At 71.4% G+C, this 21,670-nt stretch carries 22 protein-coding genes; 8 read left to right on the forward strand and 14 right to left on the reverse strand.

Annotated elements, in window-relative coordinates; translation table 11 throughout:
- Positions 1–273 precede the first annotated feature (273 nt).
- The 3 genes from ACZ6ZT_RS28605 to ACZ6ZT_RS28615 form a co-directional block, all read right to left on the reverse strand.
- Positions 274–696, reverse strand: coding sequence for a hypothetical protein (locus ACZ6ZT_RS28605; RefSeq protein WP_469722924.1), 423 nt, complete (start codon positions 694–696; stop codon positions 274–276).
- Positions 697–871: 175 nt separating this feature from the next.
- Positions 872–1,078, reverse strand: coding sequence for a hypothetical protein (locus ACZ6ZT_RS28610; protein ID WP_469722925.1), 207 nt, complete (start codon positions 1,076–1,078; stop codon positions 872–874).
- Positions 1,079–1,366: 288 nt separating this feature from the next.
- Entirely contained in the window at positions 1,367–2,296 is a 930-nt protein-coding gene (locus tag ACZ6ZT_RS28615) for an oxidoreductase (RefSeq protein ID WP_469722926.1), read from the reverse strand.
- An 81-nt stretch (positions 2,297–2,377) separates the two neighbouring features.
- Here ACZ6ZT_RS28615 and ACZ6ZT_RS28620 point away from each other — a divergent pair, with 81 nt between their 5' ends.
- Positions 2,378–2,992, forward strand: coding sequence for a TetR family transcriptional regulator (locus ACZ6ZT_RS28620; RefSeq protein WP_469722927.1), 615 nt, complete (start codon positions 2,378–2,380; stop codon positions 2,990–2,992).
- A 212-nt stretch (positions 2,993–3,204) separates the two neighbouring features.
- Here the strand turns inward: ACZ6ZT_RS28620 and ACZ6ZT_RS28625 are convergent, their stop codons facing one another.
- The 3 genes from ACZ6ZT_RS28625 to ACZ6ZT_RS28635 are packed head-to-tail and all read right to left on the reverse strand — an operon-like array spanning position 3,205 to position 5,315.
- Entirely contained in the window at positions 3,205–3,588 is a 384-nt protein-coding gene (locus ACZ6ZT_RS28625) for a hypothetical protein (RefSeq protein ID WP_469722928.1), read from the reverse strand.
- A gap of 1 nt (position 3,589) precedes the next feature.
- Positions 3,590–4,459, reverse strand: a complete 870-nt coding sequence (locus tag ACZ6ZT_RS28630) for a heavy metal-binding domain-containing protein (protein ID WP_469722929.1) — start codon at positions 4,457–4,459, stop codon at positions 3,590–3,592.
- 1 nt (position 4,460) lies between these two features.
- Positions 4,461–5,315: a heavy metal-binding domain-containing protein gene (locus tag ACZ6ZT_RS28635; RefSeq protein WP_469722930.1), complete on the reverse strand. Its 855-nt coding sequence runs from the start codon at positions 5,313–5,315 to the stop codon at positions 4,461–4,463.
- Positions 5,316–5,608: 293 nt separating this feature from the next.
- On the opposite strand from ACZ6ZT_RS28635, the gene ACZ6ZT_RS28640 reads away from it, so the two are divergent.
- Positions 5,609–6,262, forward strand: a complete 654-nt coding sequence (locus ACZ6ZT_RS28640; RefSeq protein ID WP_469722931.1) for a trypsin-like serine protease — start codon at positions 5,609–5,611, stop codon at positions 6,260–6,262.
- Entirely contained in the window at positions 6,228–7,010 is a 783-nt protein-coding gene (locus ACZ6ZT_RS28645; protein ID WP_469722932.1) for a ricin-type beta-trefoil lectin domain protein, read from the forward strand. Before ACZ6ZT_RS28640 ends, ACZ6ZT_RS28645 begins: the two co-directional genes overlap by 35 nt.
- Positions 7,011–7,153: 143 nt before the next feature.
- On the opposite strand, the gene ACZ6ZT_RS28650 is transcribed toward ACZ6ZT_RS28645, so the two are convergent.
- The 4 genes from ACZ6ZT_RS28650 to ACZ6ZT_RS28665 form a co-directional block, all read right to left on the reverse strand.
- On the reverse strand, positions 7,154–8,530 hold the full coding sequence (locus ACZ6ZT_RS28650) for a phospholipase D-like domain-containing protein (RefSeq protein ID WP_469722933.1): 1,377 nt from the start codon (positions 8,528–8,530) through the stop codon (positions 7,154–7,156).
- 151 nt (positions 8,531–8,681) lie between these two features.
- Positions 8,682–10,328, reverse strand: a complete 1,647-nt coding sequence (locus tag ACZ6ZT_RS28655) for a flavin monoamine oxidase family protein (protein WP_469722934.1) — start codon at positions 10,326–10,328, stop codon at positions 8,682–8,684.
- Positions 10,329–10,349: 21 nt separating this feature from the next.
- Positions 10,350–11,930, reverse strand: coding sequence for an amino acid permease (locus ACZ6ZT_RS28660; RefSeq protein WP_469722935.1), 1,581 nt, complete (start codon positions 11,928–11,930; stop codon positions 10,350–10,352).
- A gap of 351 nt (positions 11,931–12,281) precedes the next feature.
- On the reverse strand, positions 12,282–12,830 hold the full coding sequence (locus tag ACZ6ZT_RS28665; protein ID WP_469722937.1) for a winged helix-turn-helix transcriptional regulator: 549 nt from the start codon (positions 12,828–12,830) through the stop codon (positions 12,282–12,284).
- A 59-nt stretch (positions 12,831–12,889) separates the two neighbouring features.
- On the opposite strand from ACZ6ZT_RS28665, the gene ACZ6ZT_RS28670 reads away from it, so the two are divergent.
- From ACZ6ZT_RS28670 to ACZ6ZT_RS28680, 3 genes are all read left to right on the forward strand, one after another.
- On the forward strand, positions 12,890–14,320 hold the full coding sequence (locus ACZ6ZT_RS28670; protein WP_469722938.1) for an MFS transporter: 1,431 nt from the start codon (positions 12,890–12,892) through the stop codon (positions 14,318–14,320).
- Positions 14,321–14,756: 436 nt separating this feature from the next.
- Positions 14,757–15,140 carry a peptidase inhibitor family I36 protein gene (locus ACZ6ZT_RS28675; RefSeq protein ID WP_469722939.1) on the forward strand — a complete coding sequence of 128 codons (384 nt, stop codon included), beginning with the start codon at positions 14,757–14,759 and terminating at the stop codon, positions 15,138–15,140.
- A 128-nt stretch (positions 15,141–15,268) separates the two neighbouring features.
- Positions 15,269–15,775, forward strand: a complete 507-nt coding sequence (locus tag ACZ6ZT_RS28680) for a DinB family protein (RefSeq protein ID WP_469722941.1) — start codon at positions 15,269–15,271, stop codon at positions 15,773–15,775.
- Positions 15,776–15,784: 9 nt separating this feature from the next.
- On the opposite strand, the gene ACZ6ZT_RS28685 is transcribed toward ACZ6ZT_RS28680, so the two are convergent.
- Complete coding sequence (locus ACZ6ZT_RS28685) at positions 15,785–16,432, reverse strand: class I SAM-dependent methyltransferase (RefSeq protein WP_469722943.1); 648 nt, start codon at positions 16,430–16,432, stop codon at positions 15,785–15,787.
- 131 nt (positions 16,433–16,563) lie between these two features.
- Here ACZ6ZT_RS28685 and ACZ6ZT_RS28690 point away from each other — a divergent pair, with 131 nt between their 5' ends.
- Together ACZ6ZT_RS28690 and mptB are read left to right on the forward strand one after the other, a co-directional pair.
- Positions 16,564–17,229: a hypothetical protein gene (locus tag ACZ6ZT_RS28690; RefSeq protein ID WP_469722944.1), complete on the forward strand. Its 666-nt coding sequence runs from the start codon at positions 16,564–16,566 to the stop codon at positions 17,227–17,229.
- A gap of 186 nt (positions 17,230–17,415) precedes the next feature.
- Complete coding sequence (gene mptB / locus ACZ6ZT_RS28695) at positions 17,416–18,921, forward strand: polyprenol phosphomannose-dependent alpha 1,6 mannosyltransferase MptB (protein WP_469722945.1); 1,506 nt, start codon at positions 17,416–17,418, stop codon at positions 18,919–18,921.
- 34 nt (positions 18,922–18,955) lie between these two features.
- Here the strand turns inward: mptB and ACZ6ZT_RS28700 are convergent, their stop codons facing one another.
- From ACZ6ZT_RS28700 to ACZ6ZT_RS28710, 3 genes are all read right to left on the reverse strand, one after another.
- Positions 18,956–19,888 carry an alpha/beta hydrolase gene (locus tag ACZ6ZT_RS28700; protein WP_469722946.1) on the reverse strand — a complete coding sequence of 311 codons (933 nt, stop codon included), beginning with the start codon at positions 19,886–19,888 and terminating at the stop codon, positions 18,956–18,958.
- An 81-nt stretch (positions 19,889–19,969) separates the two neighbouring features.
- Positions 19,970–20,923 (reverse strand): alpha/beta hydrolase, encoded by a 954-nt coding sequence (locus ACZ6ZT_RS28705; protein ID WP_469722947.1) that lies wholly within the window; start codon positions 20,921–20,923, stop codon positions 19,970–19,972.
- Positions 20,924–21,068: 145 nt separating this feature from the next.
- The gene (locus ACZ6ZT_RS28710) at positions 21,069–21,482 is read right to left on the reverse strand and encodes a (R)-mandelonitrile lyase (RefSeq protein WP_469722948.1); all 414 of its coding nucleotides are present in this window, start codon (positions 21,480–21,482) and stop codon (positions 21,069–21,071) included.
- Between the last annotated feature and the right edge of the window lie 188 nt (positions 21,483–21,670).

A 21,670-nucleotide genomic window follows, 5' to 3' on the forward strand; every position in this document is an offset into this window, starting at 1 on the left:
GGGACGGGATTTCCTGTGCCGGGGCCGGCCCGGCGGCCGTCTGAGCCATGCGGCGTACGGCCGCCGGCGGGATGACCGGCGTGCCGACGGCGCGTCGATGGTGAGCACGTCGGCCCCGATGCGCATGCGCGTCCGTGTCCTTTCGGCTACGCCACGGCAGCGGTGTCAGTGGTGGCAGTGGTGGCCGTGGCGGTGACGGCGAGCACGGGCCAGGTGACCGCGACCGGACAGCGGATCGATGTAGCAGCGCACCGCCTGCCGGTGGTCGAGTCGTCAGGGCCAGGTCGAGCCAGACGCTGGTGCAGTAGCTGCCGGACGCGACCCGGTGCACCGGGACCGCGGCACCGAACTCCCGTTCCTCGATCCAGGGCCGAGGACGAGCGGGGTGTCCGGGCCGCCGTCCCCGGCCAGCTCACGCAGCCGGGCGGTGGTCGCCTCCGCTCCGTCGAACGCCTCCACACCGCTCACCCGCAGACCCTCGCCGCGCGCGAACACCAGCAGCGCGCCGGAGTTGACGAGGTCACCGGAATCCACCAGCGGGTGTGGTGTCGGCAGCGTCGTCTGCTCCGGCACCGCGAGTACCGCCTGTTCGGACCGTGCGGCCCGCTGGTAGGCGGAGATGCTTCGCAGCGCGGTGAAGGGGGCCGCCAGAAGGGGTGCACGTCCGGCAGCGCGTGGGTGCAGTTGCTCGTCCACGGTGGTCCGGTGACCTCGCGTGGGAGAGGCCGCCGGGGCCTGCCTGATCGCCGCGCGTCGAAGGCGGGCCGGCTGCGCGGACCGCGTCAGCCGCGGCCTGGGGCACACGCGCGGCTGGTCCCGCTGCCCCCGGAGGAAGCGGGACCGCAGGAATACGACCAGTTCACCGGGCACATCAACGGACGGCCGCAGTCGGCGGACCATCGATCGAATGCGGTAGGGCGAACCGGTCGACCATGGTCATGAGGGCCGCCTCGACCTCCGGGTCGGCGATGGCGTCGTCGGCCGTGATGCGGCCTGCGGCCACCATGTCCGACGCGCTCTCGCGCTCGTCGGGTAACCATGTGGCGGCGTTCAAGACAAATGAATGCGCTGACTTCACCGCGCCCTCTCCCCCGTTTGAACGGTGCGCCGAACACAAACCCCGTGGCGCCCCGTTGGTCTTCGCCCTGACCTTTGCAACCGGTTCGACACCTCGTCAAGGCGATTCGAGCCGGGCACCGCCGCCATGCTGGAGAACAAGCCACGCACGTCACCGAACGGGCCGAAAAGCGGAAGAGCGCTCGGCGGTGGGGCGAGGAATTCCGGAAACCGCCGAATCGGATGCACACGCGGAGGTCCCGATGCTCTGAATGCCCTGTGGCCATCCGCCCATCACCCTTGCTCCCGGTCAGGCGGCGGCCGGGAGGGGGAAGCGTACGCCGGTCAGTTCCTCGGAGAGGTCCCAGAGTCGTCCTCCGGTCGCGGGGTCCGAGGCCCGCGCCGCCAGTTCCACCCGCTTGGGCGCACCGCGCAGTTCCCCCAGGCCGTCGGGGCCGTACAGAGCGCCGCCCTGGACGTCCGGAGCGGTCGCCGCGTACAGCTGGGGCAGGGCGCCCTGGTCCGCCGACTGGGCGAGCGGCAGCAACAGGCGGCCGAACATCAGCTTCACCATGCCGGTGGGGGACGTGGTCTGGAGGCTGGTGGAGGCGTAACCGGGGTGGGCCAGCACACTGCGCACCGGGCTGCCGGCCGCGCCGAGCCGCCGGTGCAGCTCCCATCCGAAGACGGCGTTGGCGAGCTTCGACTGGTTGTAGTGGCCCATCGGCGAGTAGTGGCGCTCGCCGGTCAGGTCGTCGAAGAAGAGCCGCGCCCGGCGGTGGTTGGCGGACGTCACCGTGACGACCCGGGGGTCCTTGCCGTCCGCCATCAGATCGAGGAGCAGGCCGGTGAGGGCGAAGTGGCCGAGGTGGTTGGCGGCGAACTGGACCTCGCGCCCGTCCGGGGTGAGCGTGCGGGGCGGGGCCATCAGTCCGGCGTTGTTGACGAGCACGTCGGGGCGCACTCCGTCGGAGCGCAGCCGGGCGGCGAACGCGCGCACGGAGTCCAGGTCGGTCAGGTCGAGCGGCAGCACGTCCAGGCGGGCGCCCGGCGTCGCCGCCTCCGCGGCAGCGCGACGGCCCTTCCCCTCGTCGCGCACGGCGAGGACCACGCGTGCGCCCTTGCGCGCCAGCGCGCGGGTGGTGGCCAGTCCGAGTCCGCTGTTGGCTCCGGTGACGACGACCACGCGTCCGCTCTGGTCGGGGATCCGGTCGGTGGTCCAGCGCTCTGGTTTATTCATGTGACTTACGCTGCCATTGCTGACACCAAGTGTCAACGATGACTCTTAGGGTCATGTGTGGCTCGCGGATACGATGGCCGTATGACTCCCAGCCCCGAAGGAACCCTGGCCCAGCGCAAGCGCCAGCTCGTCGCCGACGAACTGACGCGGGCCGCGCTCGGCCTGCTGGCCAGCGAGGGCTTCGACGCGGTCACGGTGGACGAGATCGCCGCGGCGGCGGGCGTCTCGAAGCGGACGTTCTTCCGCTACTTCGCGTCCAAGGAGGACGTCGTCGTCCAGTTCCTGGCCGGAATGGGCGCGGACATGCGCGCCGAGCTGGCGGGCCGCCCGGCCACGGAATCCCCGTCGACCGCCCTGCGTCACACGGTCTGGCGTGCCATCGACGCCTGCGCCGGCCACTCCGAACGAACCCTTCACGTCGTCCAGCTGATCCTGGGCACCCCCGCCCTCCTCGCCCGCTTCCTGGAGCTCCAGGCGCAGTGGCGCGACGAGTTGGCGGCGGAGGTGGCGGACCGTGTCGGCCTCGACCCGGAGGTGGAGCTCTACCCGCAGCTGGCCGCAGGGATGGCGCTGTCGGCCTTCCACACGGTGCTGCGGCGCTGGAGCGACAGCGACGGCGCCGAGAACCCGGCCGCCTTGACCGAGCGGGCCTTCCTGGTCACGGCACCGGCGCTGGATGCCGTGGTGCGGCCTTAAGGCGTCTAGCGGGTGCGCGCAGCGGGAGGCCCTCTCGCGCTGCGCCCGAGTCGACGGCTCGGTCCCGGACCTTCCAGCACGCGTCCGGAACCGCCGTCAGGCTGGAAGGGGCTCAGGTGCCAAGGCGCCCTGTGATCGCGGCCGCCCTGCGGGGCTTGAGGTCACGCTCCGCATGTGAGGCCAATTCAGGACGGGATCGGTGCAGCCCGTTCTCAGGTCAGGAAGCGTTCCACCGCCATGCGGGCCCGGGCGTTCGACGCCGCGGACTCCGACAGGGCCCGGGCCAGGGCGGTGAGCCATTCGTCCAGGTCCACGGAGCGCCGCGAGAGGACGACGGCTCGCACCTCGTGGCAGATCTCCGCGGTCGTCCGGGCCGTGTCCGCCCGCAGGGTGAACCGCCGGTCGCCCAGGGAGACGGCCACTTCGGTGACCGTCCCCGCCCTCCCGGCCAGCCGCTGGCCGAGGGAGCGGCTGCGCGTGACCCGTACCGCGTCCGGCGGCAGTGAGTCCGCGAGGTTCGCCGTGAGGACGGCGGCGTAGAGGTCCAGGTCGGCGGTGTCGCGGCGCAGCGCCGCGGCGAGCAGTTCCACGTCCATGTCAGCCATCGAGGCCCAGCACGAGGGTCGGCCGTTCGATCACGTGGTCGTCGCGCAGCGGGCGCACTGCCGTACCGATCGCGAAGAACTCGGTGGTGTGGCCGCCCCAGCGGTGCGTGTGCTGGTGCAGCTGGACCGCCACGACGCCCTCGGCGTCCAGGGCTTCCCCCTCCGCCTTCATGCGGCTCATGGCCAGCCCGCGTGCGTCGTACAGCGCCTGGGTGAAGGGCTCGATCTCGACGTTGCGGCCCGCGGTGCCCAGCGCCTGCGTGAAGCGCTGGTGCGCCATGTGGTAGACGCACGAGCCCATGACCAGGTCGAGGGGTGCGTACCCGGCCCGGACGAGCGTCCAGAAGTCCTGGCCGGACAGGTTCGAGGTGAAGGGCTTGTCCTTGTTGTTCAGCCAGGTCCCGCCCGGTCCCGGGTCCGCGCCGTCCGCCTTCACCGCCGTGCCGACCGCGATGAACTCGGCGACGTCCGAGCCGAACTCCTTGAACTCGATGTCCAGCCGCACGCCGACGATCCCGTCCGCGCCGAGCGCGCTCGCCTCGGCCTCCATCCGGCTCATGGCGAGTTCGCGCGCGTGGTACATGGCCTGCGACAGCTTGGTCAGTTCCTGGTTCTTCGTCCAGCGGCCCAGCTGGATGCCGACGTGGTAGACGGAGGAACCGAGGACCAAACCCAGCGGGCGGAAGCCGGCCTCGCGCACGAGCAGGAACTCGTTCACCGTGAGGTCCGAGGTGAAGAAGGCGCCGCGATCCGTACCGGACGGCGGCCGCGCGAGTCGCCGCATGGCTTCCTGCGCGGCATCCTCGTAGGTGTCCCCGGAAGCGCCGTCGGCGGCCGGGTCCATCCTGGTTCGCTCGGTCATGTCAGTGCTCCCGATCGAGTCGCATGAAGGTCAACGGTCCGGGGCCGGCGGCCCGCGCCGAGCGGCCGAAGCGCGCGACGGCGGTGCCGACGAACGCCGCCTCCGCGCTGAAGTCGTACGCGTAGCCCAGGGGGACGTCACCGCACTCGGTCCGTTCCACGGTCAGGTCCGTCTGGTCGACCACCACCCCGTCGCCACCCGCCGCGGCCGCGTCCAGGGTCAGCCGGGTGCGGGCCTCGTGGCGGGCGCGGTTCACCACCAGGGTGTAGGCGTCGACCTCCTCGTTCGGGGCGGTCCAGCGGCCCCTGCGGGTAGTGCGCCAGTCGTCGTGGCGGCCGCACACGGCGATGCCGAAGGCGAGACCGGTGGGTACCCAGCCGGAGTGGATCAGCCGGGCGAAGTCCTGGCCGCTGAGGTGTGAGGCGAAGGGCTGGTGGGGCCGGATCCGCGAGCGGGCCCGGACGGCTGTGCCCCGTACGGTGCACTCCAGATCCCCCAACAGCATGGGCCAGGTCTCCAGGGTCACCCCGACGATCCCGTCGGCGTCGAGCGCCCGGCACTCGTCCACCGCACGGGTCAGCGCCCGCTTGCGGACGGTGTACAGAGCCTGGGTCAGGGGGGCGTAGGACGAGGTCCGGCGGGAGGGCTTCGGATGACCGTCCGCCGACGGGGCCGCCCACGCACCGGGGCAGCCTCCGACGCCGGTGTAGCCGGTGGAGTGGACGGTCGTGCCGATCACGTGCCCGACCGGGTCGAAGCCTGCCGCGTTGACGGCGGCGAACTCCGGGGCCGACAGGAACGAGTCCCAGGTGCTGTCACCGGTCCCGACCGAACCGGCGTTGCGCGGGTGTGTCATCGGTCCCTTCGCGATCGGCTTCCCGGCGGCCGCCTTCCGGCTGTCCGGCGTCCGCCTCCCCGGCTCTTCGCGCGGACCGCGAGTGCCACCGGGCAGCCTGTATGACCGGACATCCGGAAGGATCGAAGATCAATTACTCCAACACCTCCGCTCGGTAACCCCCGTTGGCGCACCGCGCCCCAGCCAGCACTGTCGGGGACCCGGCCCACCTGACGAGGGTCCCCCCTCCACCGCCCCGCCAAGTATCTTCGGCGCGTACGCGTCGCCTTGTCCTGTTGTTAAGGAAGCACCACATGTCTGCGCTCCGTCCGCGCACCGCGCGGATGACGGGTCTGCTCGTGACCGCCGCGGTCACCGCGAGTCTGATCTCCGCCACGCCCGCCCTTGGCGTGGCCGGGCCGGAAGCCGCCGCCGGCAAACACGCCTACACCGTGAAGCTGACGCTCGGAGCGGAGGCGAACAGCCGCGCTTGCAGCGGGACGCTCGTCGACGCTTCCTGGGTCCTGACCGCCGCGAGCTGCTTCGCCGCCACGCCGGGTGCCTCCGTCCCGGCCGGTGAGCCGTCGCTGAAGGCCGTGGCGACCCTCAGCGACGGCAAGGCCCTCGCTGTCTCCGACGTGTTCCCGCACCCCGACCGGGACCTGATCCTGGCCCGGCTCGTCGCTCCCACCTCCGGGATAGCCACCGCCGCCCGCGCCGCGGCCGCGCCCGCTGCCGGTTCCGACGTCACCGCAGCCGGATTCGGGCGCACGAAGACCGAATGGGTGCCCGGCAAGCTGCACACCGGCACCTTCACGGTCAACACGAGTGACGCCACCACCCTTGCGCTCACCGGCAAGGGCACCGACGCCATCTGCAAGGGCGACACGGGTGGCCCCCTGCTGAACGCGGCCGGTCAGGCAGCGTCCCGTCGTGTTCAAGTCCAGGGCGACACTGCAGTCCGGTGAGACGCTGCTCGGCGAGAGCGGCCGTCTGACCGTGCAGGCTGACGGAAACCTGGTTTTCTACCACATCACCGGCGGTGAGGGTAAGGGTGCCGCGCTGTGGGCCTCCCACACCGGCGGCAACCCGGGCGCGTACGCCAAGATGCAGGCCGACGGCAACCTCGTCGTCTACAAGAAGGGCGCCAACGAGGCCGACGGGGCCAGCGCCCTGTGGTCTTCCCGCACCTACGGCAACACCGGTGCACGCCTGGACGTGCAGGCGGACGGCAACCTGGTGATCTACACGAAGGACGGCGGCTCCAGCCAGGGCGGGGCCCTGTGGTCCACCGGCACCGCCGGGCGCGGGCCCAAGCTCGCTTCGGGTGACAAGCTGATGCCCGGCGCGTGGATGGGCAACGACACGTTCGTCGTCATCATGGACATCCAGGGCAACGTCCTGGTCCGTGAGCGGGCCACCGGCCGCGAGCTGTGGGGCAAGTACACCTGGAACTGGGACGCTTACCTGCAGATGCAGGCCGACGGCAACCTCTGCCTGACCGCCGAGGCCGGCGCCCCGCAGTCCTCCCGGCTCAAGGCCCTGGCCTGTGACGGCCGCGGCGAACAGAAGTGGAACTACGACGGGACCACCCTCACAAGCGCCGTCAAGCCCGAGCAGTGCGCCAACGTCTTCGGCGAAGCCGTCACCAACGGCTCCCCGGTCGGCCTGTGGGCCTGCGGCACCGGCGCGAACGCCAAGTGGAACCGCCCCTGACCACCGCCCCACGGCCGGAGTAGTGCGTACGAGCGACCTCCGTACCTGAGCGAAACCGCCCCCACGGGACCTGGCTGCCAGGGTCCGCAGGAGCGGTGGCAGGGGCGGGACGCGTCCGGCGGCCCCGCTCCCCCTTCCGATCCCTAGGCCGGCGGACAGTGGGAGCCGGCGAGGAGGGTCGTGTCGAAGTTCTGGCGGAACGCCTCGTACACACCGGCGTTGTCGATTTTCAGCAGGGTCTCGTCTTGGGAGCGAAGGTTGGGGTAGGTGTAGTTGTGGCTGCCGGTGAAGACGAGTTTGCGTCCCGGCGTGCCCAGGTACGTGCCGTCGATGAGCAGGTACTTGGAGTGGATTCCTAGGCCGCCGGACTCGGTCCCCTCGCACTTGCGGAGCTCGTTGAGGTGGGCGGCGGCCAGGGTGTTCCTGACGGCTGAGCCGACGTTGCCGTTGTCCCCGTTGTACGCGACCCGTATCTCGCAGCCCGCGGCGCGCATGGCGCTGAGCTGGTCGGCGACCTGCGTACGGGTGAAGGCGTACATGCCGATGCGGATCTGCGGCCGGGGTGTGGCCGCGCAGTCCACGTTCCTGAGGAGGGAGACGACCGTGTCCGTAGCGGCGTCCTGGCGTGGGTCGACCGGCGAGGTGGGCGCGGGGTCCCGGTCGGACTCCACGCGCGGGAAGAAGTAGGTCTTGTACGGGCCGATGTCCTTGGTGGTGTAGTTGTCGGCGAGCCCGGCTCCGTGGGTGCCGTGGTCCAGGAGCTGCTTCCAGTAGCGGTCGTACTCCTGGTACAGGCCGGTGTCGGGGATGGTGACGGCGTTGTTGTACATGCCGACGCGGTGGTTCGTGGTGAGGTTCGCGGAGGACTGGAACACCACGTTCTTGGTGCTGCCGACCTTCTCGAAGAGGAAGAACTTGTTGTGGTTGATCGCGGACTCGCCTTCGCCTGAGCCGTCGGCGGGAGGCAGCATCCGGTTGCCGACGCAGCCGCGGCCCTGGGGGCAGGCCACGACGAACGAACCGGCGCTGTCGGCGTCGACGTCCTGCCCGTAGTCCACCTTCCCCAAGGCGGCGGCGAGGTTCGCGTATTCTCCGCCGGCCGCGGTGACGGTGTCCGCGTCGAGGACGAGCTGGATGCGCAGGTCGCCCTTGCGGGCGAGAAGAGCCTTGCGCACCTCGTCATCGGTGAACAGGTAAACGGAGCCGCGGACGAGCGAACCGGGTGCGGCACGCTGGATCAGGTCGATCAACTGGTCGCGGATGGCGTTCTGGTTGCCCCAGGCGCTGGGGCTGACGCCGGCCGGTCGCGGGGCCGTCTTGGCGGGATCGTTGAAGGTCGCCACCAGCTCCACCGGCGCCGGGTCCGCGGCATATCCGGCGAAGTCCTCGATGGCGTACGGCATGGACTCCTGGCCGGCGCCGGGGGCGGGAAGGCCACCGGTGGCGTACGCGGACATCCCGACCCCTCCCAGGCTCACGGCGGCGGCCAGGACGATGAGTGTTCGGCGGAGGTGGCGCATCGCGGAAAATCCTCTTTGCAGCTCGTACGGTGATCGTTTCTCGGTGGTCATTGTCGTGGATCGCTCGGGGGGTTCCCGGATGACGGAGCCACGCCACGCCGCCGCCCTCGCGGGGGCCGGCCTCCTCCCGGACCTGGCCCCCGCCTGGGCGTTACGTCAGGGCCGTGATCACTTCCTTTGCCGCCCTCTCCCCCTCGGTCGCCCCGCCTTCCATGAATCCCTGGAAGTCGTAGCTGCAGTGCTCGCCGCCGATGTGGATGCGGCCCTGTGCGGTGCCCTCGTACTTGGCGTACCGGTGCAGGTAGCCGGTCGGCCAGTACGAGTACGCGCCGAGGGAGTACGGATTGCGGTGCCAGGCCGACAGTTGCGCCTTCCCGTTCCAGGCCGTCTTGGTGCCGGGGAAGAAGGCGTCGATCCCGGTGAGCATCCGGCCCGCGAGGGCGCGTACGTAGGGGTCGGAATCGGTGGCGAAGGGGGTCGCCGGGGTGAGGGCGCCGGCCAGGGTGCCGCCGCCGTACTGGAGCAGGATGCCGCCGTTGCCCGGCTGGACCTTGGTGGTGTCCCAGGTCTGCTGGACCTCGCTGTCGGTGAAGCAGTCCCCGGCGGAGACCCCGGGCCAGGGGCCGGTGCCGCGCCAGGGGCGGCTGGTGAACTGCATGTTGAGCTTGGTGCAGTAGCCCATGCGGGCGTCGCGCAGGAGGTTCTTCATCAGCGGGTCGAAGCCGGCGCCGGTGATGTCGATCCGTTGGAGGATGGGCAGCGGCAGGCACAGGATGGTGTGGTCGGCGACGACCGTCCGGGTGGAGCCCGCGTCGTTGAAGGTCAGCGTCTGGGTGCCGGCGTCGGAGACCCGCACGGCGACCAGTTCGCGGCCCATGACGAGCGAACCGGCGGGCAGGGCCTGGGCGATGGCGTTCGGCAGCTGGTCGTTGCCGCCGGTGATGTGGTAGCGCTCGTTGGACAGGCCCCAGACGTTGAAGTTGCCCGGATTGGTCTGGTAGCCCATCAGCAGGACCAGGGCGAGGGCGGACTGCTGCTGGGTGTCGGCTCCGTACTCGACGGCGTACGCCACGTCGATGAAGCGGCCGAGGCGCGAGCCGTGGCCGCCGGGGATGCGGGTCTCGATCCACTCGTACAGGGTCATGTTGTCGAGGGCGGTGCCCGCGGGGGTGGAGGAGTTCCAGGAGACCTCGCCGGCGTCCTGGAGGTCGCGGTGGAGGGCCTGGTAGACGGCGTTGAAGTCCTCGTCGGCCTGCTCGCGCGGGTAATAGGCGCCGCCGAACCAGAGGATCTCCTCGGCTCCGTTGGGGCCGCCGCCGAGGAAGTCCTCGGTGGGTAGGTTGAAGCGGCGGCAGAGCTCCAGGATCTTCTTGTGGCTGGTGTCGATGAGCTCGCCGCCGATCTCGGAGGTCTGCCCGTAGGCCCACAGGGAGCGCTGGGTCCACATGCGGCCGCCGACGCGGGCCGGGTTGGCCTCGTGGAGCGTGAAGGGGACGCCCGCGTCCTTGAGGGTGAGGGCGGCGGTCAGCCCGGAGATGCCGGCGCCGACGATGGCGACGCGGGCGGGGGTGACCGGCTTCTTCTCGGGGGCGCTCTCCGTGGCGTAGGCGGTCGCGGGGGTGGCCGCGGAGACGCCCGCCGAGGCGAGGGAGGTGGCGAGGCCGAGGGCGGCGGCGCGCCCGAGGAGCTGGCGGCGGGTGGAGCCGCGGACCTCGGCGACGGGCTGGCGGAGCCGGCGGCCGGCGGCGTGCTCCTCGGCGAGCTGACGGAGCGCGTGCATCAGTGGCGTACGGGCCATGGGCATGGGGGTGGCTCCTTCTCAGATGTTCGCGGCGGTGGGGGCGGGTTCGTCGGTGGAGCCGGCGGTGGGACCGGCGGCGGGCCCGTCGGTGGGCCCGTCCGTGGGCTCGTCCGTGCGCTCGGCGGCGTCCTCCAGGACGACGCGGCCGATGATCTCGTAGCGCGCGGGGGCTTTGAACTTCAGCCACAGGCCGAGTCCGAGCCCGCCGAAGAAGACGACCCCGACGATCCACGGGATCAGCGTGAAGAAGAACGAGTCGGCGGCCAGCCCGGCCGCCGTCTTCATGTTGGCCAGCAGCAGCACGACCACGGCGGCCATGGCGATGCCGCCGACCAGCGGGGCCGTGAACGTACGGAACCAGTGCCGGTCTTGGGGGTGGTTCTTGCGGAAGTAGCCGATCACCGCGAAGGAGCACAGGGTCTGGACGATGAGGATCGCCATGGTGCCGAGGATCGCGAGCAGCGTGTACAGGTGGATGTACGGGTCCTGCCCGGTCAGCCAGAACAGCGCGACCAGGGCGGTGGCGATGGCCGTCTGCACCAGGGAGGAGATGTACGGGGAGCCGTGCCGGGCGTGCGTACGGCCCAGGCCCGGGTGCAGGAAGCCCTCGCGGCCGATGGCGTAGAGGTAGCGGGCGGCGCACTGGTGGAAGGCCATGCCGCAGGCGAAGGAGCCGGTGAGCAGCAGCCACTGGAAGGCGTCGACGGCCCAGGCGCCGATGAAGGTCCGGGTGGGGGCGAAGAACAGGTCGAGCGGGCTCGCGGACGCGGAGAGCTCCACGGACGCGGCGAGTCCGTTGCCCGCGATGGTCATCCAGGAGACGTAGATGTAGAAGAGGCCGACGCCGACGACGGAGATCAGGGTGGCCTTGGGGATGACCTTCTTCGGGTTCTTGGACTCCTCCCCGTACATGGCGGTGGATTCGAAGCCGACCCAGGACCAGAAGGCGAAGAAGAGGCCGAGGCCGGCGGAGGTCCCGGTGAAGGCGTTCTTCGGGTTGACGGGCTCCAGCGGTATCCCGTCGGGGCCGCCGCCCGCGATCAGTACGGCGGTGGCGACGGCGAAGAGTACGGCGATCTCGGCGATCAGCATCACGCCCAGGGCCTTGGCGGTGAGGTTGATGTCGAAGTGGGCGAGGGCGGCGGTGATCGCGAGCATGGCGGCCGCGTAGACGATCCAGGGCAGGTCCACGCCGAGCTGGTCGTGGACGGTGGTCTTGGCGAAGTAGGAGAAGACGCCGACGATCGAGGCCTCGAAGACGATGTAGGCGAGGACCGCCAGCATGCCGGAGGCCATGCCGGCGATCCGGCCGAGGCCGTGCGAGATGTACCCGTAGAAGGCGCCGGCGGCGGTGATCCGTTTGGCCATGGCGACGTAGCCGACGGCGAAGACGGTCAGTACGGCGGTCGCGAAGAGGTATCCGGCGGGGGCGCCGATGCCGTTTCCGAAGCCGACGGCGATGGGCAGGTTGCCGGTCATCGCGGTGATGGGAGCGGCGGTGGCGACGGCCATGAAGACGACACCGACCAGGCCGACCGAGTTGGCTTTCAGCCGCTGGACCTGGGGTGCGCCGCCGCCCGTGCTGTGATCCGTGCCCATGGCTCCTCGTTCCTGTCGTGAGGGCGCTCACTCTCTCCCTGCGTGACGTGGGCCACAATCGGCATGCAGTCCGATAATCCCCTTACGGGGGCGACGAGTTGTCGGGCCGGACGGGGGTCTGCGGTACCGCGTAACCGTTCGGTGATGTGCGCGGAACAAGCCGGCCGCCGGCTCCTGGCCGGCGTGCCCGGGTACGGCGGCCGGGGGGCGCGAGCAGTTGCTCGGGCGTCGCCGAGTGGTGGTGCGTGACGATGTCGTACGCAGTGCCCCGCACGGCGGTGGTGGTGCGCCGCTACTCCCGGGAACGCGCGCACGCGAACGGGCGGGGCCGCAGCACGCTTCGCCTGCCGATCAACGCCCTTGCGGCGGCGTGGGGCCCTGGCGTTCCCAACCGGGAGAGTGGATCTCCAGGCCGACGTCCGGGTTGCGCACCTCCGCCCCGCAGGTGCGGCAGGTCCAGGCCGCGTCCAGCGGGTGGTCGGGGTGGTCCGGCCGGTCCGCCGGGTGGTGACGGAGTACCACCGGGGGCTCCGGGGACAGCCAGCGGTCGCCCCAGGCGAGCAGTGCCTGGGTGAGCGGGGCGAGGTCCCGGCCGGCGTCGGTGAGGTGGTACTCGTAGCGCGCCGGGCGTTCGCTGTAGAGGCGGCGTTCGACCACTCCCGCCTCTTCCAGCGCACGCAGCCGTGCGGTGAGGCGGTCCCGTGGCGCGCCGGTGTTGGTGGCGATCCGGTCGAAGCGGTGGTTCCCGTAGAAGAGCTCGCGCACGGCGAGCAGCGCCCACTTCTCGCCGAGGACCTGCAGGGCGGCGGCGATGGAGCAGGGGCGGCCCGGCAGCGGCGCGCCGGCCCGGCGGTCGGTGGTGCGGTCGTCGGAGCGGCCGGCGGCGGGGTGGGTCGTCACTTCACCAGGGTGCCATAGCGGGTTGCGTATTCAAACTCACTTCCGCTACTTTCCCGGCCATGGAGATAGTTGGAACATCAAACCCACTGGTTGCGCCTGCACACCCGGACCAGGACCGGCCCCACCGCCGTGCCGCGTTCCTGGTGGTCGCGGCCGCGGTCTTCGTCTCGAACCTCGACCTGTTCATCGTCAACGTCGCGCTGCCGGCGATGCAGCAGCACTTCGAGGGCAGCAGCCTGGCCACCCTCTCCTGGGTGCTGAACGGCTACGCCATCGTCTTCGCCGCACTGCTGGTCGTCGCCGGACGGCTGGCCGACCGGATCGGCCACCGGAAGGTGTTCCTCGCCGGCCTGACCGTGTTCACCGCCGCGTCCGCGCTCTGCGCGCTCGCTCCCGCCGTCGGCTGGCTGGACGCCGCCCGTGTGGTCCAGGCGGCGGGCGCGGCGGCGCTGATGCCGACCTCGCTCGCGCTGCTGCTGGACGCCACTCCCCCGGCCGAGCGCCCCGGCGCCATCCGGGCCTGGGCCTCCATCGGCGGGATCGCCGCCGGCCTGGGACCGGTCCTCGGCGGACTGCTCGTCGAGGCCGACTGGCGCTGGGTGTTCCTCGCCAACGTCCCGGTCGGCATCGCCGCCATCGCCGTCGGCGTACGCGTACTGCCCAGGCCGCGCGGCCGGGACAACGGGCCGCTGCCCGACCTGTTCGGGGCCGCACTGCTCACCCTCGCCATCGGCGCCCTCGCCGTGTCCCTGGTCAAGGCGGACACCTGGGGCTGGGGGTCGGCCCGGGTGCTCGGCGGCCTGCTCGCCACCCTCCTGCTGACCGGCGGTTTCCTGTACCGCTCGGCCCGCCACCCGGCCCCTGTGGTCGAACCGTCGCTGATGCGGGTGCCCGGCTTCGCCTCGGCCAACGCGGCCGCGCTGCTGTTCACCGCCGCCTTCGCCGGGATGCTCCTCACCTCGGCGTTGTGGTGCCAGCAGGTCTGGGGATACTCGGCGCTGCGCACCGGGCTCGCCATCTCCCCGGGGCCCCTGCTGGTCCCCCCGGTCGCGCTCGGCAGCGCCGCCCTGGTGCGCCGGCTCGGACCCGGCCGCCTCGCCGCCCTCGCCACCGTGCTGTTCGCCGGCGGCGTCGCCTGGTGGGCCGTCGCCATCGAGGTCCGCCCCCACTACGCCACCGCGCTGCTCCCGGGGATGCTGCTCACCGGCCTGGGCGTGGGGCTGGCGCTGCCCACGCTGATCGGGGCCGCGGCGGCGGCGCTGCCCCCGGCACGCCTCGCCACCGGATCCGCCGTCACCACGATGGCACGGCAGATCGGAGCCGTGGTGGGCGTCGCCCTCACCGTCAGCCTGATCGGCACCCCCCACGGCCCCGAGGCCGCGCTGGAGGGCTTCCGGCACGGCTGGACCGCGGTGATCGCGGCCGCGTTGCTGGCCGGCGCGGCCGCCCTGGTACTCGCCGCCACCCCACGCAAAGCGACACCGAGGTAGCTCCCCGCACCGCGGGCGGCACCCCCGGGGAGACCATCACCGCCTACGGTGAGCGGGTGTCACCAACAGGTGTCCGGACGCGGTGAACCAGACATGACGCCACCACTCCCCCCGCCCTCCGGCGAGGACCCGCAAGCAGCCCCCGCCTCCCCCTGGCAAGGCGAGGGGCTCGCGCGGCTCCAGGCGGCTCTGGTCCGGGCCATGATCCGGCTCACGGCGACTCCCCTCGGAGGCGGCCCCGTCATCCGAGGGGTCACTGCTCCCGGGTGTTCGACCTCACCCACTGGTGAGACCGACGACCGGCACGCCACGGAGGTGACCACGCCGTGGCGTAGCTCAGACAGCTGTGATGCGGAGACGTACGACGGGGCTCCCGACGTGTCTTCTTAGTCATCGGGCCGTTGGCCGTCAACGACGCCTCAGCCAAGGAACGCCGATGAAGAAGCTGTCCGTACTACTCGTAGCAGTGGCTGCTGTGACCGGCACTGTCGTGCCGGTCTCCATGGCCCACGCGGCTGACGGGTACGACCGGTGCCCCGCCGGCTACTACTGCATGTTCTCCGGCCTCGACGGGACCGGGGACATGATCACGGTCAGGACGAGTGCTCCGGATCTCGCGGCGCTCGGCATGAACGACCGGGCCAAGTCGGACTGGAACCGGACGTCGTCGACCATCTACCTCTGGTCCGACGCCAACTACAGCGGCTGTACGCAAGTGACTTCTGCCGGCGCGACCGGCAAGGGCAACTTCTTCCCCGAGTTCCGGGACTTCTTCAGCTCTGTGCAGTTCGACGGTTCGGGCGGGCCGGCCTGCGGCTGAGCCGGTGAGGACGGCTGGGCCTTGGGATCGGCGTGGCCGGCTCGCCGGATGAGGAGTTGGGTGGAGCAGGTCGGGGCCGCCGGTAAATGCCTCGACATCGGGCGCGGTGATCGGGGACGCTTCGCGCGATGACCAGAATCGACGACACCCCGCCCGCGTGGGACGAGCGCACCCAGCTCACCACGTTCCTCGACTACGCACGTGCCACCGCCCGCGCCAAGTGCGACGGCGTCTCCGCGGAGAACGCCCGTAAGGCGCTCCTGCCGGGCTCACCGCTGATGACCCTGAGCGGAGTGATCAACCACCTCCGCTGGGTCGAGTACTACTGGTTCCAGGTGGTCTTCCTCGGCGAGGAAGACCGGGGCCCCTGGACCGAGGAGGACCCCGACCGCGAGATGCGTATCGCCGTCGACTTCCCGCTCACACAGCTGGTTGACGAATACGGTGAACAGAGCGCCCGTTACCGCGAGCTGGTCGCCGGGAACAGCCTGGACGAGCGGGCCAAGGGAACCATCCGCAACGGCCTCCACGTAGACCTGCGCTGGATCCTCCTCCACCTCACCGAGGAAACGGCCCGCCACAACGGCCACCTGGACATCCTGCGGGAGATGCTCGACGGTACGACCGGCGGCTGACGGGTCGGCTCAGCCCGCGCCCACCTTCAGCCCCTTGCGGGCCAGCAGGTGGGCGTCGAGGAAGCCCCGTTCGGTGGCCGGGTCGTGGAGGAGTCGGGCGAAGGGAACGAGGCCGGCTTCGGTCAGCAGGTCGCTGAAGCGGTCCGCCGGCCAGCTGTAGGCTGGGGCTACCTTGTGGTCGAAACGGATCGGCTCCGGCTCTTCGGTCGCGAAGAAGGAGACCAGGAGCAGGCCTCCGGGCGCCAGGACCCGTACCTGCTCGGCAAGGAGCGCGGAAAGCTCCCCGGGCGGGGTGTGAATCATCGAGTAGTGGGACAGAACGCCGCCGAGGGCGCCGTCGGCGACCGGCAGGGCCTCCATCCGCGCCTCCGCGAACCGCAACGCCGGGTGAGCCCGCCGGGCGTGGTCGACCATGCCCGGGGAAAGATCGAGCCCGAAGGCGTCCAGCCCCAGGTCGTGCAGCATGTCCGTCAGATGCCCGGGCCCGCACCCGACGTCGGCCACCAGCGGGTTCCCCGTCTCACGGACCAGCTCGGCGAAGGTGGCGATCATGTTCCGCGAGAACGGATGCGTCTCCAGCCGGTTGGCGAACATCGACGCATACAGCTCGACGACCCCGTCATAGGCCGTCCTCGTCCGCTCCTGGTGGTCCGTCACGGGGAGGAAGCTAACACCGTCCCGGGGTTTCGGGGTGAGGAGTCGTTCTCCGGTGGGGCGGGCGCGCTCTTTACCTGTTCGGGCCGTCGCGGTTACCTGGGACGTACGGGTACGAGTCACCGGGGGCGGGCATGGCGGGCTGGCATGGGGGATGGGGACGCGGGATCTGGCGGACCGGGGTGGCGCTGGTCGTGCCACCGCTGGCGGCGGCCCTGGCGTTCGGGGTGGCCTGGGAAGCGGCCTACGGGTCGCTGGGCAACTGGGGGTTCTTCCTGGGCGGGCTGCTGCTCCCCCTGGCCCTGCTCGGCTGGCATGCCGCCGTCGCCGCCCGGCGCGGGGCCTCGCTCATCGCGCTGTCCGCCCTCCCCGCCGGCCTCGGCGCCATGCTCGCACTCGCGTCCGTGGGGCACAGCGCGCTGGAGGACCGGGGCATCGAGATCCGTTGTGTCGTGCTGAAGGTCACCGAGCACACCGAGACGGACTCCTCCATGGACGCCGATGGCCATTGGACCTTCACGACCCGGACCTCGTACGACCACCGCCTGGACTGCCCCGCGGGCGGCCCCGAACACCTGGACACCGCCTCACGGCTCGCCAAGGAGGGCGGGTCCGTGGCCGTCGTCCGCGACCCGCAGGGCAAGGTCTCCCCGCGGGCTGCCGTGGACGTCCACGGCTGGGGCCTGCGTACCGCGGCCCAGGTGTCCGTCGGGGCGGCGGTACTCCTCGGGCTGGCCGGCGGGGTCCGCGAGGCCTACGAAAAGCGGGGCCGGAAGCCATGGCGGCCGACGGAGCGGTAGGAGCGTCCCCACGGCCCCGCGGTCCGCTCAGCGTCGAAGCAGGGAACAAGGCGGAGATCCGTCCTCCCGGGGTTTTTCGGTGGGACGGCTGCGTTGCGTGTCGTCCACTCGAAGGGCAGGTGACGAGAGGGCGGACCTTCTTCGCGAGCGGCCGAGTGAGCCTCGTCGTCACCCTAGGGTGGCGGCATGGTGGAGGCGGGACTCACGGTCCGGAAGTGCCGGTTGCTCGGGATGTGGGGGTCCGTGCTTTTGGGGGCCGGCGGCTGGTCGGCCGGGGCGCTGCCCCTGGGGGTTCCCGACGGGGTGTGGGGGCAGCGGAGTGCGGCGTTGACGGCGGTGGGGGCCGCGGTGGCGTACGCGGGGCTGGTGCTGCTGGTGGCCGCCTGGTGGTGGCTGGGGCGGCTGGTCCGGGACGGGGACACCGCCGGGGGGCGCGGGCTGCGTGCGGTGTGGTGGTCCTGGGTGCTGCCGCTGGTGCCGGGTCCGTTGCTGTTCAGCAGCGATGCCTACAGCTACCTGGCGCAGGGGGCGCTGGCGGAACGGGGCTGGGATGTGTACCGGCTGGGGCCGGAGGTGCTGGGCGGCCCGGTCGCGGACAGCGTTCCGGAGATGTGGCGCGACGCGCCGGCGCCGTACGGCCCTGTGGCCATCGTGGCCACGCGGTGCGTTGTGATGCTCACGGGTGAACACCATGTGGTGGCGGGGGTGTTGGGGATGCGCCTGCTGGCCCTGTGCGGTGTGGGGCTGATGGTGTGGGCCGTGCGGCGCATCGCGGTCGAGGCGGGCGTCGGTGAGGACGGGGCGGTGTGGGCGGCGGCGCTCAATCCACTCGTTCTGGTGCATCTGGTGGGCGGGGCGCACAACGAGGCGCTGATGATCGGGCTGATGGCGGCCGGGCTGCTGTGCTTCCGCCGCGGCCGGTGGGTTCTGGGGACGGTCGTGCTGGTACTGGCCGCGCTGGTCAAGGCTCCCGCCGCGGTGGCCCTGGGCTGTGCGGCCGCTGTCTCGGTCGCTTCCGCGGCCTCGGGGGCGCGGGCGGTCACGGCCACGGGCGCGGCCACGGCCGGGCGGTGGCCGGGAAGGCGGCGGGCGGTCGGGATCGCGCTCGTGGCCGCCGTGTCCCTCCTCCTGGTGGTGACGGTCAGCGGTCTGGGCTGGGGGTGGCTGGGGACGTTGCGCACTCCCGCGCAGGTGTACGCCGTGCTCTCGCCCAGTACGGACGTCGGCCGTCTGCTGAGCCTGCTCTCCGACAGTTTCGGCATGGGCGCCGACACGGGTCTCGACGCGGTGGCCGGGGTGCGGATGGCCGGGATGCTGCTCGGTGTGTGCGCGGTGGTCATCTGCGTGTGGCGGGCGCCGCGTACCGGTGCCGAGTACGCCACGGGTCTGGCCCTGCTGGCGTTGGTGGCGTGTGCTCCGGTCGTTCAGCCCTGGTACCTGCTGTGGGGGGCGGTACCCCTGGCGGCGGTCGGGTGGCGGTCGCTGGACCGGACGTGGGTGCGGCTGGTGATGGTGGGGGTGCTGTTCATCGTGCTGCCCAGCGGCTCGTCGCCCTCGGTGACGTACGTACTCGCGGCCGTCCTGGGGGTGTCGGCGGCCGGCGTGGCGCTCCTGGCGTGGGCGCCCGCGGCGCTGCTGCCCCGGATCGGGGGCCCCGGTTTCGTGCGCGCGGCGGCCGGTACCCGCCGGTGAGGCGGACGGGTGGGGCGGGTGGGGCGGCCTGCGGTCAGAGGTGCTTCTTGTAGAACGGGATCAGGTGGCTCAGGGCGATCTCGACCGGTTCGGGCCGGTCGTACAGGTCGTAGTGGGAGAAGCCTTCCGCGACGACCAGTTCCTTGTCCTTCGACGCCGCGCGGCGGTAGATCTCCAGGCCGTCCCGGTAGGCGCCGAACGCACCGGGCTTGTCCCCGACGACGACGCACAGCGGCCGCGTCAGGAGGACTTCGGCGCGGTGGAAGGCGTCCCAGCCGATCGCCGCTCCCTGCCGGGAGAAGAGTCCCTCGGTGCGGCCGCCGGGCTTCTCGCCGCGCTCGGTGCGGTAGTAGTCGGTGGCCTCGGACAGGTCGATCTCGGTGAGCCCCTGTTCCCTGGCCGCGGCCGGTGACGCGGGCAGGTACTGGGTCACCTTCCGCTCGCCTCCGCGCGCCTCGGCCGTGCGCTGCTCGGCGATGGCGTCGAGGGCGCCGATGGGGTCGTAGCCGCTGAAGGACTCGTGCATCAGGCGCCCGAAGTTCACGCCCGTCACGCTGCCCACGGCCTTGATGCGGCGGTCGGTCAGGGTGGCGTTGACGGCGTAGCCGCCGCCCCCGCACACGCCGATGACACCGATGCGGTCGGCGTCGACGTACGGCAGCGTCACCAGGTGGTCGATGACGTGGCCGATGTCCTGGGACCGGACCACCGGGTCCTCGATGGCGCGCGGTTCACCGCCGCTTTCGCCCTGGAAACTGGCGTCGAAGGCGATGACGACGAAGCCTTCGCGGGCCAGTGCGCGTCCGTAGACGTGGCCGGCCGTCTGCTCCTTGCACGAGCCGATGGGGTGGACGGCGACGATCGCGGGGTACGCGGTGCTCTCGTCGAAGCCGGGCGGGAGGTGGATGTCGGCGGCCAGGTCCCAGGCGAGTGCCTTGACGGCCACGTGCCTGACGGTGTCGGTCACGGGGTCCTCCTCGGTGTGGTTGGGGGGATGGGGAGCGGGAGAGCGGCCGGTACGGGGACCGGCCGCTCGTCATCGGGTCGGTCAGCTCGCGTCGGCCGGCTTGGTCGGCTCGGCCGGCTCGGCCGCGAGGTGCTCGGTGAAGAACGGGGTGGCGGCGGAGACGGCCTGGTCGACGTACTTGGGGACGTCGTAGAAGTCCATATGGGTGCCGCCCTCGACGAGCAGGAGCTGCTTGGTGGTGCGGGCGCGGCCGTGGAGTTCGGTGGACATCCACAGCGATCCGGCCTCGCTGCCCGCGACGACGAGGAGGGGCTGGGTGAGGAGGTCCTCGACCATGCGGAAGGCGTCGAAGGTGAAGATCCGGGAGACGCTCTTGGTGAAGAGGAACTTGTTCTTGGCGTTGGGGTGGGCCGCGCGGGGGGTGAGGTAGTAGTCGCCGGCCTCGACCAGGTCGCGGGGGGTGTCCGCGTCCGGCTCGGCCGGGACGTAGGGCAGGTAGGCGGGCTCAGCGCCCTGGGAGGCCTCCGCGGTGCGCTGCCGGGCGACGGCCTGGAGGGTGGGGACGGCGGCGGCGTCGGGGTCGGTGCCGTACCAGCCGCGGCGGAAGCTGGTGCCGATGTTGACGGCGCTGACGGTGGTGAGTGCCTTGATGCGGTGGTCGGTCATGGCGGCGTTGACGCTGTAGCCGCCGCCGGCGCAGATGCCGAGGGCGCCGATGCGCTCGGGGTCGACGAAGTCGAGGGTCTGGAGGTGGTCGACGGCGGCGCGGACGTCGTCGACGCGGGCGTAGGGGTCTTCCAGGTGGCGGGGTTCGCCGCCGCTGTCGCCCTGGTAGGAGGCGTCGAAGGCGAGGGCCACGAAGCCCTGCTCGGCGAGCTTGCCCGCGTACAGTCCTGCGGCCTGTTCCTTGACGCCGCCGCCGGGGTGGACGACGACGATCGCCGCGACGCTGTTGTTGCTGCTGCTGAGGTTCTCGGGCAGGTAGAGGTTGCCCGCCAGGGTGATCTGGCCGTTGGGGAAGGTGATGGCTTCCATCGTGGTGCTCCTGGCTGCGGGGGGGGTGTCAGTGGGTGGGTGCCGCTGGGCCGTACGCGGCGCTCCGCGCGGCGTTTCCGGTCCGGGGCGGCGTGCCCGTGGGGGCGGGCACGGGGTCGGTCCGTCTACGAGCCGAGCCGCCGGTTCAGCCCGAGGTCGTACGGGGCCGGTCGTACTGCTCCGCGGTGACGGGTTCGCTCCACTCGGTTTCCGGGGTGTCCTCCCCCGTTCCCTCCCACAGGGCGAGGTGCTCCATGAAGTGGTCCGGGCCGGCCCCGTGCCAGTGCTCCTCACCGGGCGGACAGGTGACGGTCTGGCCCGGGTGGGCTTCCAGGACGACACCGTCGCGGGTGCCCACGAGGGCCACACCGGAGGTGACGTGCAGGGTCTGGCCCAGTACGTGGGAGTGCCAGTGGGTGCGGGCGCCGGGAGCGAAGCGGACCAGGTTGGCCCGCAGCCGGGACGGTGCCCGGCCGGCGTGGATGACGTCGAACCAGACGTCTCCGGTGAACCAGTCGGCCGGGGCCTTGGCCGTGTTCCGGCGCGGGACGAATTCCATGTCGTGTCTCCCGGGGGGGCTCGCGGTGTGCTCGCGGTGTGTTCGCGGACCAGGGAATTTCCGTTTCCCGTGGTCACATCAAAAACTCTCGCACGCGCTCCGAGCCCCTGAAAGAGGAGGATTCCATCCCGGGAGAAATCCATCCAGGGATAAAAGTCTCCCTCCCACAGCATCACGGACGGGTCCAG

The organism is Streptomyces sp. NPDC102258 (genome assembly GCF_055584685.1).